We start from the raw sequence: 15,720 nt of genomic DNA, 5'->3' as shown, positions 1-15,720 counted from the left end.
GAACGTCGTACCCCGACCGCCACGAAAGGCTCGTCGTGACCACTCGCAAGACCGCCCTGCTGCTGTTGCTGCCCGGGCTCGCCTTCCTGCTCGTCGGATTCCTCGTCCCGTCGCTGGCGATGCTCGTCGCCCCTCCCGGCGTGGGCACGGGCGAGGTGCTGGGCCGCGTCGGCCAGATGCTCACCGACCCGTACGACCTGAGGATCATCGGCCGCACCGTCGGCCTCGGGCTGATCGTCACCGTGGTCTGCGTCGTGCTCGGGTTCCCGATCGCGTACCTGCTGGCCCGCTCCACGTCGCGCTGGTCGAGCGTGCTGCTCGCCCTCGCGATCTTCCCGCTGCTGCTCAGCAACGTCGTCCGCACCTTCGGGTGGCTCGTCGTGCTCGGCTCCCAGGGCGCGATCGGCCAGCTGCTCGTCGGGCTCGGCCTCGTCGACCGCGCCCCTCAGCTGCTCTACACCGAGCTCGCGATCGTCCTCGGCCTCACGCAGCTGTTCCTGCCGCTCGCGATCATCTCGTGCTACTCGGCCGTCGCCCAGGTCGACGCCGGCCTCGACGACGCCGCCCGCGGCCTCGGCGCCAGCCGGTCGCGGACCTTCTGGGGCATCGTCGTCCCGCTCTCGAGCCCGGGCATCGTCGTCGCGGCGACGCTCGTCTTCGCCGGCTCGGTCACCGCGTACACGACCCCCTACCTGCTCGGCGGGTCGAGCCAGCGCATGCTCAGCACCCAGCTCTTCTCGTACTCGAGCGTCACGATCGACTGGGCAGGCGCCTCCGCCACAGCCCTGATCATGACCGTGCTCGTCTTCGTCGTCTCGGGCCTCTCGTCGCTCGTCGCTCGCAAGGGAGCCACCCAGTGACCCGCACCAGCACGCCCCGCACCAGCACGACCGCCGACAGCAGCGCGACCGTCGGCGCCGATGCCGTCCGCGACAGCAAGCCGGCCCGCAGCAGCAAGACCCCGGGCACCGGCCGTCCCGTCGCCGGCACCCTCGCCGTCGCGGGCTACGTCGTCATGATCGTGCCCATCCTGTTCGTCGTCGCGACGGCCTTCACGGGCGGCCGGACCCTGACGTTCCCGCCGCAGGGCTTCTCGCTGCAGTGGTTCGAGAAGGCCGTCACGTACGCGCCCTTCACCGGCGCCCTCGTCTCGAGCCTGCAGCTCGCCGTGCTCGCCACGGTCATCGCGCTGGCGGTCGGCGTGCCGGTCACCCTCGCGATCCACCGCGGACGCCTGCCCGGCAAGGGCCTGATCGAGGGCATGTTCCTCTCGCCGCTGATCGTGCCCGAGCTCGTGGTCGGCCTCGCGCTCTACCAGCAGCTGATGATCGGCTTCGGGCTCGCGAACTTCCCCACGCTGCTGATCGGCCACACCGCGCTGATGATGCCGTACGCGGTCCGGGTGACGGGCGCCTCCCTCGCCCTCGCCGACCCGTCGCTCGAGGAGGCGGCCCGCGGACTCGGCGCCAGCCCGGTCCGCGCCTTCTTCACCGTGACGCTGCCGCTGCTGCGGCCCGGCATCTTCTCGGCGGCGCTGCTCAGCTTCGTCACCTCGTTCAACAACGTCCCCCTGTCGCTGCTGCTGCAGAGCCGCGACTTCCGCACCCTGCCGGTCACGATGCTCGACTACGTGCAGCAGAGCTACGACCCCATGGTCGCGGCGATGGCCACGCTGATCCTCGCGGCCACCGTCGTCGTCGCCGTGGTCGCCGAGCGCACCGTCGGCTTCGCCAAGATCTTCGGAGGCATCAACAAGTGAGCACCCCAGACCCCGCCGGCACCCGCCCCGTCACCGAGCACGCCAGCGCCGAGCACGCCGCCGCCGAGCGCCCCGCCGCCGAGCTGCGCGGCGTCAGCCAGGTCTTCGGCGACTTCACCGCCGTCGACGGCATCGACCTCTCGATCCGCCGCGGAGCCCTGACGACCCTGCTCGGCCCCTCGGGCTGCGGCAAGACGACGACGCTGCGCATGCTCGCGGGCTACTCGGCCCCGACGAACGGCACGATCCTGATCGACGGCGACGACATGACCCGCACGCCGCCCGAGAAGCGCGGGCTCGGCATGGTGTTCCAGTCGTACGCGCTGTTCCCGCACCTCTCGGTCGCCGAGAACGTCGGCTACGGCCTGAAGCTGCGCCGGGTGCCCGCCGACGAGCGCACCCGTCGGGTCGCCGAGACCCTCGACCTCGTCGGCCTCGGGCACCTCGCGGCGAGCAAGCCGAAGAAGCTCTCCGGCGGCCAGCAGCAGCGCGTCGCCCTGGCCCGGGCCATCGCGATCCGGCCGAAGCTGCTGCTGCTCGACGAGCCGCTCTCGAACCTCGACGCCCGCCTCCGGGTCCAGATGCGCGCCGAGATCCGCCGCATCCAGGGCGAGACCGGGCTCACCGTCGTCCTCGTCACGCACGACCAGGACGAGGCCCTCGAGATGAGCGACGACATGGTCCTCATGCGCGCCGGACGCATCATGCAGCAGGGCGCCCCGCAGAGCGTGTTCCCTGCCCCCGCGAACCGCTTCGTCGCCGACTTCCTCGGCTACGAGAACTTCGTCGCCGCCGCCGACGGCACCTCGCTGACGGTGCGGCCCGAGCACCTGGTGGTCGAGCCGACCGCAGGAGGCGCGGGTCGGGCGGCGGCACCGGCCGCGGCCGGCCTGCACCTCCCCGGCACCGTCACCGACGTCGCGTACCGCGGCGTCGACCTGCTCGTCACCGTCGCCGCGATCGACGCCTCGGGCGCTCGCGTGCGGCTCGTCTCCGACGTCCGGGCCACAGGAACGTCGTCGCTCGCGCCCGGCGACGACGTCGTCGTGACCGCGCCGGTGTCCCGGCTCGTCGCGCTGGCCGACTGAGCCGGCCCGCGCCTCCTTCACCTGGCCCCTCCGCTCCGCCCCTCTCCCCTGGACCGCTCCCGCGCCTCCGGCCCTCCGCGCCTCCCGCACCTCCTCTGCCCTTCCTCGAAAGGACCACCATGACCCGCACCTCCCGCACACGGCCCCTGGCCCTCGCCGCCGGCCTCGCCGTCTCCGCCGTCGTGCTCGCCGGCTGCTCGTCGGGCGACGCCTCGTCGTCGGACGCCGAGAGCATCGTCGTCAGCACGTTCCCGTTCGGCGTCGAGGAGTTCCAGGAGGCGGTGGTCGACCCGTTCACCGAGGCCACCGGCATCGAGGTCGAGATCGAGACCGGCTCGAACGCCGACCGGCTGTCGAAGCTGCAGCTCGCCGACGGCGACCCCGGCATCGACGTCATGCTGATCAGCGACTACTACGCGGCCCTCGGCCAGGAGGACGACCTGTTCCAGCAGGTCGAGGCGGCCGACGTGCCGAACCTGGAGGCCATCGCCGACTTCGCCACCGAGGACGCCTACGTCGGCCCCGCCTACAGCTACCAGCTCAACGGCACCCTCTACTCGACCGACGAGCTCGACGCCGACGAGGCCGCCGACTGGTCGCTGTACGGCGACTCCGACCTCGAGGGCCGCGTGGCCCTGCCCGACATCTCGGTGACCGCCGGCCAGCTGATGGTCTCGGGCGTCGCCTCCGAGTTCGGCGACGGCCCCTACGACATCGACGCCGCGCTCGAGCAGCTCGGCGAGTGGTCGCCCAACGTGCTGCAGTTCTACAGCTCGTCGACCGAGGTCACGAACCTGCTGACGCAGGGCGAGATCGTCGCCGCCGACGCGCTGAGCGGCTTCGCCACCGACCTGGTCGCCTCGGGCGAGCCCGTCGCCTGGACGCCGCCCGCGACCGGCAAGTACATGGCCACCAACCGCGCCATGATCCCGACGGGCGCCGAGAACGTCGACGGCGCCTCGCAGTTCATCGACTACCTGCTGTCGGCCGAGGCGCAGTCGTCGTCCGCCGAGATCGTCGGCGACCTGCCCGTGAACCCCGACGCGACCGTCCCCTCGACCATCCAGGACGTCGTGGGCGACATCGCCGCCGACCCGATCGCCGCCGGCTACGCCACGCTCGACCCGACCGAGCTCGTCCCGACGCGCGCCGAGTGGGTCGACCGCTTCGCTCGTGAGGTGACGTCGCGCTGATGGGTGCCGACGCACGCCTCCTGACCTCCGACCCGGTGCCCTCCGGCTCGCGGACCGCTGGTTCGCCTGCCGCCGGCTCGCCGACCGCTGGCTCCTCGACCGCCTCCTCGCTGCCGGGGTGGTACCTCGACCGGATGCCGAAGACCGACCTGCACTGCCACCTGATCGGCACCGTGCGGGCGTCCACCTTCGCCGAGCTCGCCCGGCGGGAGGGCCTCGCGCTGCCCGCCGAGCCCGAGCGGATCTTCGCCGACATCAACTCCCTGCCGCCCGACCCGGCGCTCTACCGCGACACGCGGATCCCCGTGCCGCAGGGCCGCAGCGAGGGCGAGCCCGACGTGTCGTACTCGCTGTTCCAGGCGTCGGAGTGGGTCGTCGAGGTGCTCCGCGACGCGGACGACCTGACGCGCATCACGTACGAGGCCTTCGAGGAGGCGCACCGCAGCAGCGGGACCCGTCACCTCGAGCTGTTCTTCGACGCCGTGCCGCCGCACCTCGAGTCGCTCGGCTACGCCGGCTCCGTCGAGGCGTACGCGGAGGGCATCCGCATGGCGGAGCGCGACTTCGGGATGACGGGCCGGATGATCCAGGGCATCGACCGCAGCCAGTCGGGCGAGCACGCGCTCGCCCTCGTGCAGCAGGTGGTGGACCACCCGCACGAGTACGTCGCCGGCATCGGGCTCGACAACCTCGAGACCGCAGGCCCGCCCGAGCGCTTCGTCGACGCCTACCGACTCGCCGGGGAGGCCGGCCTCGGCCGCACCGCGCACTCGTCGGAGCACTCGCCGACCGCGGTGAACACGATCACCTGCCTCGACCAGCTCGGCTGCGACCGCATCGACCACGGGTACTACGTGCTCGAGGACGACGACGTCGTGGCGCGGATGCGCGACGAGCAGGTCGCCTTCACGGTCGTGTCGACGACGTCGCGTCGCTCGTGGCGGCCGTGGCGCCGCGCGTCGATCGCCGCGATGCTCGACGCCGGGCTGAACGTCGTCCCGGCGTCGGACGACCCGGGCATGTTCCCTACCTCGCTCGCCCAGGAGTACCGCATCGTCGCGGAGCAGATCGGCGCGAGCGCCGACCAGGTGCGCGGCATGGCCCTCGCCGGCGTCGACGCGTCGTGGCTGCCCGCGGCGGAGAAGGCGGCGCTGCGCGAGCGGTTCGTCGCCGAGCTCGCGGCGCTCGACTCGCAGCTGGGGTCGGAGCTCGGCGCCAGCGCTCGCTGAACGTCGGCGGCCGGGGCCTCGGTAGCGTCGGGGGATGTTCCTGCTCTTCGGCACCTCCGTCCGCCAGGCCCTGCTGACCGTCGTCGTCTTCGCCTGCCGGTTCTGCGGACGCACCGTCGACCAGCAGGTCGCCCGCCGCTCGACGCGCTTCACGCTGTTCTTCGTGCCGCTGTTCACGGTGTCGAAGCGGTACCACGTGCAGTGCACGAACTGCGGCGGCGTCGCCGACCTCACGCGGGAGCAGGCCGAGCACTCGCAGGAGTGGGCGGCGCGGCAGGGCTGACGGGCACCTCCTCGGGGGCTCGCGCCGCGCCTCCCCGGGGCCCGCGTCGCGCCTCTTCCTGGCCTGGCCGGCGCATTCCGTGCCGTCTGCGGGACCGCCGCGTGGCACCCGGGTTGGGGGCGCGGAGGGGGTGGTCGGGACCGGCTGCCTGCTCCAAGCTGGGGACACGGACGACAGGCGGGGACTCACCCACCCGCCGCGGCCGCCAGCCACCGAGGAGACCGCGTGAGCACCATCACCGCGCACCACGAACCGAGCGCGTTCGAGACGAGCGTCGCGGACCGCAAGCGCATCGTCGCCGCCACCGTCGAGACGCTCGACGCCGTCGGCTGGGACGCGACCGACGTCTCCGCCGTGGCCCGGACCGCGGGCATGTCGCCTGCCTGCGTCGAGCGGCACTTCCCGTCGTGGGAGGGGCTCGTGCTCGCCGCCGTCGACCGGTGGAACCTCGACCGCTTCGAGCAGGTCGCCCGCGAGACGGCGGGCGCGGCGACGCTCGGCTTCGTGCGCGGACTCGTCGCGCACAGCAACGTGCACCGCGGGCTGTCGCGCTCGCTCATGACGCTCTCGATCGGCTCGGCCGACGCGGGCGACCTCTCGGGACGGTTCGTCCGCGACAGCTACCGCGACTTCCACGCGATGGTGTTCCAGGGGCTCGCGTTCGACCTCAGCCAGGGCGAGGTGCCCGCGGGCACCGACGTCGCCGCGCTGTCGACGAGCGTCGTCGCGCTGTACATGGGGCTGCAGCTGCAGATGCTGCTCCAGCCCGACCACGACGTCGTCGTCGCGTTCGACCTCGGGCTCGAGGGGCTCACCCGCGGCTGGTGACCGCCGGCTGCCCCACGGTTCTCTCCTCATTCAGGAAGATCTGTCCTGCGTTGCGCGGCGGGGGGAGCGTGGGTCCTGAGTCGTGCACGGATCAGGAGTCCGCGATGCCCGCCTCCTGAGTTGCGCTGCGGCGCGGCCGACGCGGCGTGCGCGACCGACGTGTCGAGGACTCAGGCGTGCCTGTCGTCGAGACGCCGCCGGCCCGGCAGCGAGCACGCGTCACGACGCCGACACCTGATCCTCGACACGAGGAGGCGCGGGCGAGCGCCGAGACCTGCGGACGTGACAGGCTCGGTGCATGCGCATCGACGAATGGTGGTCCGAGCTCGTCCCCTCGACCCGACAGTGGCTGATCGACAACGCGGGCGAGGTCGTCCCCGCCTGGGTGCTCGAGCAGATCACCGCCGTCACGGGCGAGCCGACGGCCGACGACGACTGGGCCTCCGACGTGGACGCCGACGAGTTCTACCTCTCGGACGACGCGACCGACTGGGTCGAAGCGGCCGGCAACGACGAGCTCGACGACACGGACGAGAGCGAGCTCGTCACGGACGACGAGGAGGCGGCGGGCACGTCCGCAAGCTGACTCGCGACCGCGACCGCGTCGGCGACCGCGTCGGCGACCGCGTCGCCGAGAGCTCAGAGGGCGGGGACCTGCGCGTCGTCGTCCGCCGAGTCGAGCAGCACGCGCGGGGCGGCGCTGACGCCGAGCGCCTCGCCGAGGTGGTCCGCCGTGCGGCGGGCGAACGAGCGACGGGCCGAGGCGGCCAGGGCGCGCCGCTCGGCAGCTGCCTCCCACACGCCGGGGTCGGTCACGTCGTCGACGAACAGCGGTCGGCGTGGTCGCTGCTCGGTCATCGTGGCCTCCTCGGGGTCGCATCGGGTCTGCACGATGTTCGCAGCCCGAGGCCCCGGAGAGGGAATCGAGGACGCCCCCAGTTCTGGTGGTTCGTTCGACGGCCAGGCAGCCGTTCGGAGTCGAGGCACGGCTAGGTGCGGCGCGAGCCAGGCAGCCGGAGGAGGCGCGGCGCGAGCCGAGCGGGACGCGACCGGTCAGGGGGTCGTGCGCGCCGCCTCCTGCGCGACCACCTCGTCGAGGTCGTCGAGCCGGCGGAGACCCTGGAGCGGACGCATCATGCGGGGGTTGCCCTGCAGCGCCGGCTCGACCCGGTCGAGGAACGCCCAGTAGCCCGCCGTGAACGGACACGCCTTCGGCCCGACCCGGACGGTCGGCGAGAACGGGCACGAGCCGCAGTGGTCGCTCATCGAGTGGATGTAGCGGCCCCCGGCGGCGTAGGGCTTGGTCGCCACCACTCCCCCGTCGGCGTGCTGGGACATGCCGACGATGTTCGCCGGCATCACCCACTCGGTACCGTCGACGAAGACGTCCGTGAACCAGTCGGTGAGCTCGGCCGGCCGGTAGCCGCGCTGCAGCGCCCAGTTGCCGAGGATCATCAGCCGCTGGATGTGGTGCGTCCAGCCGTGCTGGTGCACCGTCTCGAGGGTGCTGCGCAGGCACTCGGCCTGGACCTCGGTCGCGTCGACCTCCCGCCACCACCGGGGCAGCGGCTCGGTCGCGCCGAGGGCGTTGTTGTCGGTCGTGTACGACTCGCCCAGGTGCCAGTACAGGTGCCAGACGTAGTCGCGCCAGCCGGCGATCTGCCGGACGAAGCCCTCGACGCTCGCCAGGGGCGCGCCTCCTGAGGCATGGGCCTCGAGCACGCGCTCGATCACGTTGCGGGGGTCGAGCACGCCGAGGTTCATCGGCACGCTGAGCAGGGAGTGCGACATCGTCCAGTCGTTCGAGAGCATCGCGTCCTCGAAGGGGCCGAAGTCGCCGAGGCGGGTCTCGACGAAGTCGTCGAGGGCGGCCTCGGCCTCGGCCGGCGTGACCGCGAACCGGCGCCGGTCGTCGGCCCCGACGAACACGACGCTGCCGTCGGCTGCCCACGCGTCGAGGTCGGCGCGGACCGCGTCGTCGATCTCGTCCTCGTCGGGCCAGACCGGGTCGGGCAGGCCGAGCGTCGTCGCGCCCTTCGGCGGCGGGTTGCGGTTCTGCGCGTCGAGGCTGAACTTGCCGCCTGCCGGCCCGTCGCCCTCGATCAGCCAGTCCTCTCGACGACGGACGGTCTCGTAGTGGTTCTCCATCAGGAGGCGCCCCTTGCGGGAGGCCGCCCAGGTCGCGAACTCCTCCTCGCTCGTCACGAACCCGCGGCTCGGCAGCACGCGGACGTCGCGGCCCTCTCGGCGGACGGCCGCGCGGAGCTGGCGGTCGGGCGGGTCGACGACCTCGAACGGGCCGAGCCCGGCAGCGTCGTCGAGCACCTCGTCGAGGGTCTCGACCTGCACGTGGGTCGCCCGGTCGCCGAGCGCGGCGACCCGGTGCCGCAGCGCGGAGAGCCAGAGGTGCGCCTTCGCGCGGTGCATCGGCCGACGGGTGAAGGCGTCGCGCGCCTCGACCACGACGACGGGGCCGCCGTCGTCGAACTCGTCGCCGTACTGCCCGGGCAGGATCAGCCGTGCGCGGGCGGGGACGTCGGCAGCAGGCGTCTCGGACATGCTCGGAACCTACGCCCCGCCTCCGACAACGCCCCCGGCTGTGCGTCGTCTGACGCCGCCGCCTCGCCGGGTGGTCAGGAACTGTCGTCCAGACGGCCGACAGGGCCCGATGCGGACCACTCGCCAGCCGCCGCCGGGCGTCTCGACGCCCAGCCCGGCCGAGTGGTCAGGAATGGTCGTCCAGACCACCAGCAGGGCCGAATTCGGACCACTCGGTGGTGACAGGGGCGGGAGGAGCGACGGGAGGGGGAAGAGGAGGCCTGGTGGCAGGAGGCGCGGCGGCAGGAGGGAGGGCACGGCGGCGGCAGGAGGGACAGGGGCTAGCGCTGGCGGGCGGCGCGGCCGCGCCAGAGGAGCCAGACGAAGTACGGCGTCCCGATCAGCGCCGTGAGCAGCCCCGCGCCGAGCTGGGCCGGGGCGATGACGGTGCGGCCGAGGACGTCCGCGAGGCCGACGAGCGCCGCGCCGAGCACGACGGCGACGGGCAGCACGCGGGCGTGTCGGGCTCCCACGAGCGAGCGGGCGGCGTGCGGGGCGACGAGCCCGACGAACCCGACCACCCCGACGGCGGCGACCGCGGCGGCGGTCAGCAGCACCGCGAGCGACAGGAAGAGCAGGCGTGACCTCGACAGCGAGACGCCGAGCAGCCGGGGGGTGTCGTCGTCGAGGGCGACGAGGTCGAGGGCCCGGTGGCTCGTCCCCGCGACGACGAGGCCGACGACCAGCGCGAGGGCGACCGGCACCGAGTCGGTGAACGAGCGACCGTAGGTCGACCCCGACAGCCAGGTCAGGGCCTTCGCGCCGTTGAAGGGGTCGGTCAGGACGATCAGCAGGCTGATGGCGGCGGCGGTCGCGGCGGCCACCCCGACGCCGATCAGCACGAGCCTGTTCTGCGGGAACCCGCCGCGTGCGGCCAGGCCGAAGACGACCACCGCCGCGACGACGGCCCCGGCGAACGCGGCCCCGGCGACGCCCCAGCCCGAGATCGCGGGCACGCTCGTCACCGCGACGACGGCGCCGAGCCCGGCTCCCCCGGAGACGCCGAGGATGCTCGGCTCCGCCAGCGGGTTCCGCGTCACCGACTGCACGAGCCCCCCGGCGAGGGCCAGCGCCGCGCCGGCCAGCAGGGCGGCGACGACCCGCGGCACCCGGGTGTCCAGCACGTAGCCGACGACCGGCCCGGCGCGCCCGGTCGCCCAGTTGGCGACGTCGCCGAGCAGCAGCACGGCGTCGCCGAGCAGCACGCCCGCGACGGCCACGCCGACCAGCACGACCACGAGCGCGGCGAGCACGAGCGCGAAGCGGCGCCGCGAGACAACACGGTGCTGCTCGGTCGGGGTCGACCCGCCGTGGTCCGCCGCCCGGAAGGCCAGCACGACGAGCACGAGCGCGCCGACGATCGACGTGACGATGCCGGTCGGCACCTGGACCGACGCCTCCGCCCCCACCACGGCGCGCAGCAGCACGTCCGAGGCGAGCACCACGACGGCGCCGGCGAGCCCGGCGAGCGACACGAAGACCCAGGTGCGGCGGACGCTCGGCACGAGCCGCCGCAGCGGCCGCACGAACGCAGGGGCGCAGAGCCCGACGAAGCCGATCGGCCCGGCGACGGTGACCGCCCCGGCCGAGAGCAGCACCGACGCGACGACGGTGACGACGCGGGTGGTGCGCACGTCGACCCCGACGCTGCGGGCCGCGTCGTCGCCGAGGCCGAGAGCGTCCAGCCGGCGCGTCATGAGCAGCACGACGACGAGGCCGACGAGCACGACCGGGGCCATCTGGGCGACCGACGAGAAGCCGTTCTGCCCGACGCTGCCCTGTCCCCACTGGTAGAGCCCCGCGGTCTCGCGCGGGAAGAGCAGCAGCAGCGCGCTCGTCACGCTGGCGAGCCCCAGCGCGAGGGCGCTGCCCGCGAGCACGAGCCGGACCGACCCCGAGCCGAGGCCCGACAGGGCGAGGACGACGCCCGCGGCGAGCAGCCCGCCGACGAACGCGATGCCCGAGGAGGCGACCAGCGGCAGCGAGAGACCGGTCACCGACGCGACCGCGAGGGCCGCGTACGCGCCGGCGTTCACCGCGAGCGTGTCCGGCGACGCCAGGACGTTGCGGCTGACGGTCTGCAACGCCGCACCCGCGGCGCCGAGGGCCACGCCGACGAGGATCGCCGCCGCCATCCGCGGCAGGCGCGACGCCACGACGACGGAGGCGTCGCCCGCGGTCGCGGAGCCGGTCAGGGCCCGCCACACCTCGCGCGACCCGACCGCCGCGGTGCCCTGCGTGACGTCGACGAGGGCGAGGAGCACGACGACCGCCGCCAGCACGACGACGACCGCCACGGCGCCGAGGCCGGCACGGGGCGGGGTCGTGACCCGCACCTCCTGCCGGTCCGCAGCGACGGGTGCCGCGTCGGCGACGGGCGCCGGCTCCGTGACGGTCACCGGATCAGGCCGTCAGCGTCTCGACGAGCGCGTTCACGTAGGCCGTCATCGAGGCAGGTCCGCCGAAGACCCAGACGCCGTCGGGAAGGCGGTGCACGTCGCCCGACTGCACGAACGGCAGCGACTGCCATACGGCGTTCGACGAGAGCGTGTCGGCGAACGGGTCGCCGTCCACGGCGTTCGAGAAGTAGAGGAACTGCGTGTCGGCGGGCAGCTGCGTCAGCCCCTCGACGTCGGTCGAGGCGAGGCCGTAGGCCGGGTCGCCCTCGAGCGTCCAGGCGTTGAGCAGCCCGAGAGTGGTCGTGACCTCGCTGATGAGCGAGCCCGGCGCGTAGGGACGGATGCTCACCTGGCCGGCGTCGACGTAGCCGTCCGCGAACGCGAAGCTCGTCCCCGCGAAGCCGGCGTCGGCCAGGGCCCGCTCGCCGTCGAGCACCGCCTTCGTGTAGGCGTCGAGCACCTGGTCGGCCCGTTCTCCGGTGCCGGTCGCCGTGGCGATCATCCCGAAGTTCGTCTCCATCTGGCCGATCTGGTCGGAGGCGTCGGCCGAGACGACCTGCAGCACCGGCGCGATGTCGCGCAGCTGCTCGACGGCGTCCGCGGGCAGGTCGGTGGTCGCGACGATCAGGTCGGGAGCCAGGGAGGCGACGGTCTCGACGCTGGGCTCGCCGCGGGTCCCGATGTCGGTCGGGTCCCCGGTGAGCGGCACGGCCGACGACCACGCCTCGTAGCCCTCGACGTCGGCGACGCCCACGGGCTCGACGCCGAGCGAGACGAGGTCGCCGACGACGTTCCACTCGGTGCCGACGACCTTCGTCGCCGGGCCGTCGAGCGTGATCTCGGTGCCGGTGCCGTCGGTGAGCGTGATCTGCTCGCCCGAGCCCGAGCCGGTGGTCGAGCCGTCGGCCGCCTCCTCGGTGGTGCCGCAGCCGGCGAGCGCGAGGGCGGCCGAGGCGGCGAGGGCGGTGACGGCGAGGACGCGTCGTCTGCTGGTCATGGGTGGAGCCTCTCGGTTCTGGTGTGGTGACGGGCGACCGCACGGGTGCGGAGCCGGCCGGTGGAGGGATCGGTGTCGACCTCGATGTCGATGCCCCAGACCTCGGAGAGGAGGTCGGGGGTCAGCACATCGGCGGGCGTGCCCGTGGCTCGGACGCGGCCCTCGTGCAGCAGCACGACCGTGTCGGCGAGCGCCGCGGCCTGGTCGAGGTCGTGCAGCACGACGCCGACGGCGATCTGCGACTCGTCGGCGAGGTCGCGCACCAGGTCGAGCAGCTCGACCTGGTAGCGCAGGTCGAGGTAGGTGGTGGGCTCGTCGAGCAGCAGCACCCCGGTCTGCTGCGCGAGGCAGCTGGCGAGCCAGACCCGCTGCAGCTGCCCGCCGGAGAGCTGGTCGACGCCGCGCTCGGCCAGGTCGGCCACGCCGGTGAGCTGCAGGGCACGGTCGACGGCCGCCGCGCCTCCCGGGTCGGCCCTGCCCCAGCGCCCGCGGTGCGGGTAGCGGCCGAACTGGACGACGTCGCGCACGCTGAGGCCGCTCGGCACCGGGCGTCCCTGCGTGAGGAGGGCCACGTGCCGGGCGAAGTCGCGGACCGAGAGCGCCAAGCCATCGGTGGACGCGGCGGCGTCGGGCTGAGTCGTCTCGAGCGACAGCGTCACCGCCCGCGCCCGCTGCAGCCGGGCGGCGGTGCGGAGCAGCGTGGACTTGCCGCTGCCGTTGGGACCGACGAGCGCGGTGACCCGGCCGGGACGCAGCTCGAGCCGGGCGTCGTGCACCACGTCGGAGGCGCCGTACGAGACCGAGACGCCGTCGGCNGACGGGGCCGAGGAGGCGGGCGGCACGAGGGCCGTGTCGGGTGAGGTCACGAAGACTGAGGTTAGCCTACCCTTAGCAACGCACCGCAACCCGGTGCCTCGACGCCGAGACAGCCGGTCGTCAGCCAGGGTCGGCCTGCAGCGCGACCACCATGCTGCGCAGCAGGCGGCGAGCCTCGGGCCGGTCGGCCTCGCTCATCCCCGAGAGCATCCGCAGCTCGACGCCGCGCACCGCCGCGGTCGCCGCCGCGAGGCGTCGCCGCCCCGCGGCAGTCAGGCGGGCGGGCAGCGCCTTGCCGACCGGCGCCTCCGACGGCCGGGTCACCGACCCGTCGCGCTCGAGCGCCTGGAGCAGCACGTTCATCGACTGCCGCGTGACGAAGGCCCCGCGGGCGAGGTCGGAGTTCGACAGTCCTGGACGCTGCGCCAGCAGCTCCAGGCACGAGTAGTGCGTGACCGTCATCCCGAGCGGCCGCAGCACCTCCTCCATCGCCGCCCGCAGTGCGCTCGACGCCTCCTTGAGGAGGTAGCCCAGCGACGTCTCGAGGTCGATCCCTTGCCTCATGTCAGCATTCTGACATAGATTGATCCGTGTCAGCAGACTGACACGCACTCGACACTGCACCTCGACCTCGCCACACGACACCATCAGGAGCGCCCATGCCCGTCACCGGCCCCGACTTCGTCTCCCTCCAGGTCCGCGACCTCGACGCCTCCCGGGCGTTCTACGAGACCCACCTCGGACTCGTCCGCTCGCCCGCCGGCCCGCCGCACGCCGTCGTCTTCACGACGACGCCGATCGCCTTCGCCCTGCGGGGCCTCCTGCCCGGCACCGACCTCGACGCCGTCGCCCAGCCCGGCCTCGGCGTCGCGCTCTGGCTGCACGCCACCGACGTGCAGGCGATCCACGACGCCCTCGTCGAGGCCGGCGTGACCGTCGTCGCCGAGCCGATCGACGGCCCGTTCGGCCGCACCTTCACCTTCGCCGACCCCGACGGCTACCACGTGACCCTGCACGACCGGGCCTGACGCGCCCCTCGCGGTCAACGCACGACCCGGCACCAGGCCGAGCCGAGGAGGCGCGCCCCGCGACGTGCAGAGCGTGCACCTCGCGCACGTTCGAGGTGATCTCCCGGCCTGCGTCGCCAGACTTCCCGCATGGACACGGACACCCTGCTCAACATCGGCCTCGTCGTTCTCTTCGTGCTGATCGGCGGGGTGTTCGCGGGCACCGAGATGGCGATCGTCACCCTGCGCGACAGCCAGGTCAGGGCGATCGAGGCCAGCGGCGACCGCGGCCGCAAGATCGGCCAGCTCGTCCGCAACCCGAACACGTTCCTCTCGGCCGTGCAGATCGGCGTCACGCTCGCCGGCTTCTTCTCGTCGGCCTACGGCGCCTCGACGATCGCGCCCGACCTCGTGCCGGGGCTGACGGCCCTCGGGCTGACCGAGAGCGTGGCGTCGACCGTCGCGCTGATCGGCATGACGCTCGTGGTCGCGTACCTCTCCCTCGTGTTCGGCGAGCTGGTGCCGAAACGGCTCGCGATGCAGAAGTCCGTCGCGTTCACGAAGGCGCTCGCACCGCCGCTCAACGCCCTCGCCCGGCTGATGCGGCCGGTCATCTGGCTGCTGTCGGTGTCCACCAACGCCGTGGGGCGCCTCCTCGGGCTCGACCCCGACCAGAAGGAGGACGAGGTCTCGGCCGACGAGGTCCGCGACATCATCTCGAACACGAGCGAGATCGACCGCGACAGCCGCAGCATCCTCGCCGACGTCCTCGACGCCGACGACCGCCGGGTGGCCGAGGTGATGAGGCCGCGCCCGGACGTGTCGTTCCTCGGCGGCGACTCGTCCGTCAGCGACGGCTACCGCGCCGTGCTGGCTCTGCCGCACTCGCGCTACCCCGTGGTCGGTGTCAGCCGCGACGACGTTCTCGGCTTCGTGCACGTGCGAGACCTGATGGCGTCGGTGCCCGCGGCGGGCGGCGACCAGGCGACGACCGTCGCCGACATCACCCGGCCGATCCTCGCCCTGCCCGGCACGACCAAGGTGCTGGCGGCGCTGAGCACGATGCGCGACGACGGCCACCAGATCGCGGTGGTCATCGACGAGTACGGCGGCACCGACGGCATCGTCACCCTGGAGGACCTGCTCGAGGAGCTCGTCGGCGAGATCTACGACGAGTACGACACCGGCGACCGCGGCGAGGGCACGCTGGAGGCAGGCGAGAGCCGCGAGGTCGAGGGCGGCCTGATCGTCGAGGAGCTCGAGGAGCAGACCGGCGTCTCGCTGCCCGACGGCCCGTACGAGACGGTCGGCGGCTGGGTCTTCGACGCTCTCGGACGACTGGCGGTCGTCGGCGACACCCTCGCCGTCGACGGCGCCACGCTGGAGGTGGTCCGCATGGAGGGCTACCGGATCGCGACGGTGCGCGTGACGCCCCTGGAGCACCACGCCGAGCCGCCTGCCGAGCCGGCCACGACGGCGGGGCCGGCCGCCCCGACGGGCCCGTAGGCCGGCCGCCCCGACGG

The 15,720-nt window shown here is 73.4% G+C and carries 15 protein-coding genes and 1 pseudogene; 10 read left to right on the top strand and 6 right to left on the bottom strand.

The genetic code is table 11. From position 1 onward, the window contains the following. Positions 1-35 precede the first annotated feature (35 nt). The 8 genes from IFT77_RS15705 (at position 36) to IFT77_RS15670 (ending at position 6,966) form a co-directional block, all read left to right on the top strand. Positions 36-860 (top strand): ABC transporter permease, encoded by an 825-nt coding sequence (locus IFT77_RS15705; protein ID WP_233569004.1) that lies wholly within the window; start codon positions 36-38, stop codon positions 858-860. Continuing rightward, the gene (locus IFT77_RS15700; protein ID WP_371741086.1) at positions 857-1,759 is read left to right on the top strand and encodes an ABC transporter permease; all 903 of its coding nucleotides are present in this window, start codon (positions 857-859) and stop codon (positions 1,757-1,759) included. Before IFT77_RS15705 ends, IFT77_RS15700 begins: the two co-directional genes overlap by 4 nt. Continuing rightward, the gene (locus IFT77_RS15695; protein WP_371741085.1) at positions 1,756-2,847 is read left to right on the top strand and encodes an ABC transporter ATP-binding protein; all 1,092 of its coding nucleotides are present in this window, start codon (positions 1,756-1,758) and stop codon (positions 2,845-2,847) included. Before IFT77_RS15700 ends, IFT77_RS15695 begins: the two co-directional genes overlap by 4 nt. 119 nt (positions 2,848-2,966) lie before the next feature. Continuing rightward, positions 2,967-4,040 carry an extracellular solute-binding protein gene (locus IFT77_RS15690; protein WP_192043258.1) on the top strand — a complete coding sequence of 358 codons (1,074 nt, stop codon included), beginning with the start codon at positions 2,967-2,969 and terminating at the stop codon, positions 4,038-4,040. Next, positions 4,040-5,269: a hypothetical protein gene (locus IFT77_RS15685; protein ID WP_244638884.1), complete on the top strand. Its 1,230-nt coding sequence runs from the start codon at positions 4,040-4,042 to the stop codon at positions 5,267-5,269. The genes IFT77_RS15690 and IFT77_RS15685 overlap by 1 nt, the downstream gene beginning before the upstream one ends. A 34-nt stretch (positions 5,270-5,303) precedes the next feature. Further along, positions 5,304-5,552 (top strand): zinc-ribbon domain-containing protein, encoded by a 249-nt coding sequence (locus IFT77_RS15680; RefSeq protein WP_192170561.1) that lies wholly within the window; start codon positions 5,304-5,306, stop codon positions 5,550-5,552. Between the two features lie 225 nt (positions 5,553-5,777). Next, the gene (locus tag IFT77_RS15675) at positions 5,778-6,380 is read left to right on the top strand and encodes a TetR/AcrR family transcriptional regulator (RefSeq protein WP_192043257.1); all 603 of its coding nucleotides are present in this window, start codon (positions 5,778-5,780) and stop codon (positions 6,378-6,380) included. A gap of 298 nt (positions 6,381-6,678) precedes the next feature. Further along, positions 6,679-6,966: a hypothetical protein gene (locus tag IFT77_RS15670; RefSeq protein ID WP_192170560.1), complete on the top strand. Its 288-nt coding sequence runs from the start codon at positions 6,679-6,681 to the stop codon at positions 6,964-6,966. Positions 6,967-7,019: 53 nt separating this feature from the next. Here IFT77_RS15670 and IFT77_RS15665 read toward each other — a convergent pair whose 3' ends face one another. The 6 genes and pseudogenes from IFT77_RS15665 to IFT77_RS15640 all read right to left on the bottom strand — a co-directional run bounded on the left by IFT77_RS15665 (position 7,020) and on the right by IFT77_RS15640 (position 13,754). Then, positions 7,020-7,238, bottom strand: a complete 219-nt coding sequence (locus IFT77_RS15665; RefSeq protein ID WP_192170559.1) for a hypothetical protein — start codon at positions 7,236-7,238, stop codon at positions 7,020-7,022. 195 nt (positions 7,239-7,433) lie between these two features. Next, positions 7,434-8,939 carry a cryptochrome/photolyase family protein gene (locus IFT77_RS15660; protein ID WP_192170558.1) on the bottom strand — a complete coding sequence of 502 codons (1,506 nt, stop codon included), beginning with the start codon at positions 8,937-8,939 and terminating at the stop codon, positions 7,434-7,436. A 320-nt stretch (positions 8,940-9,259) separates the two neighbouring features. After that, a complete protein-coding gene (locus tag IFT77_RS15655; RefSeq protein ID WP_192170557.1) occupies positions 9,260-11,377 on the bottom strand; it encodes a Fe(3+)-hydroxamate ABC transporter permease FhuB in 2,118 nt (705 codons plus the stop codon). 4 nt (positions 11,378-11,381) lie between these two features. Then, on the bottom strand, positions 11,382-12,374 hold the full coding sequence (locus tag IFT77_RS15650; protein ID WP_192170556.1) for an iron-siderophore ABC transporter substrate-binding protein: 993 nt from the start codon (positions 12,372-12,374) through the stop codon (positions 11,382-11,384). Next, a pseudogene (locus IFT77_RS15645) lies at positions 12,371-13,189 on the bottom strand (ABC transporter ATP-binding protein); the annotation flags it as partial. The gene IFT77_RS15650 and the pseudogene IFT77_RS15645, both read right to left, overlap by 4 nt. A 121-nt stretch (positions 13,190-13,310) precedes the next feature. Continuing rightward, a complete protein-coding gene (locus IFT77_RS15640) occupies positions 13,311-13,754 on the bottom strand; it encodes a MarR family winged helix-turn-helix transcriptional regulator (RefSeq protein ID WP_192170555.1) in 444 nt (147 codons plus the stop codon). A gap of 95 nt (positions 13,755-13,849) precedes the next feature. Here IFT77_RS15640 and IFT77_RS15635 point away from each other — a divergent pair, with 95 nt between their 5' ends. Continuing rightward, positions 13,850-14,218 carry a VOC family protein gene (locus tag IFT77_RS15635; protein WP_192043249.1) on the top strand — a complete coding sequence of 123 codons (369 nt, stop codon included), beginning with the start codon at positions 13,850-13,852 and terminating at the stop codon, positions 14,216-14,218. 129 nt (positions 14,219-14,347) lie between these two features. After that, on the top strand, positions 14,348-15,703 hold the full coding sequence (locus tag IFT77_RS15630; RefSeq protein ID WP_192170554.1) for a hemolysin family protein: 1,356 nt from the start codon (positions 14,348-14,350) through the stop codon (positions 15,701-15,703). Positions 15,704-15,720 lie beyond the last annotated feature (17 nt).

Source organism: Frigoribacterium sp. CFBP 13729 (assembly GCF_014841875.1).
In the GTDB taxonomy this organism is placed as follows: domain Bacteria; phylum Actinomycetota; class Actinomycetes; order Actinomycetales; family Microbacteriaceae; genus Frigoribacterium.
Note: the sequence above shows the minus strand (reverse complement) of the source record. Positions and strands in the feature narration are given on the sequence as shown.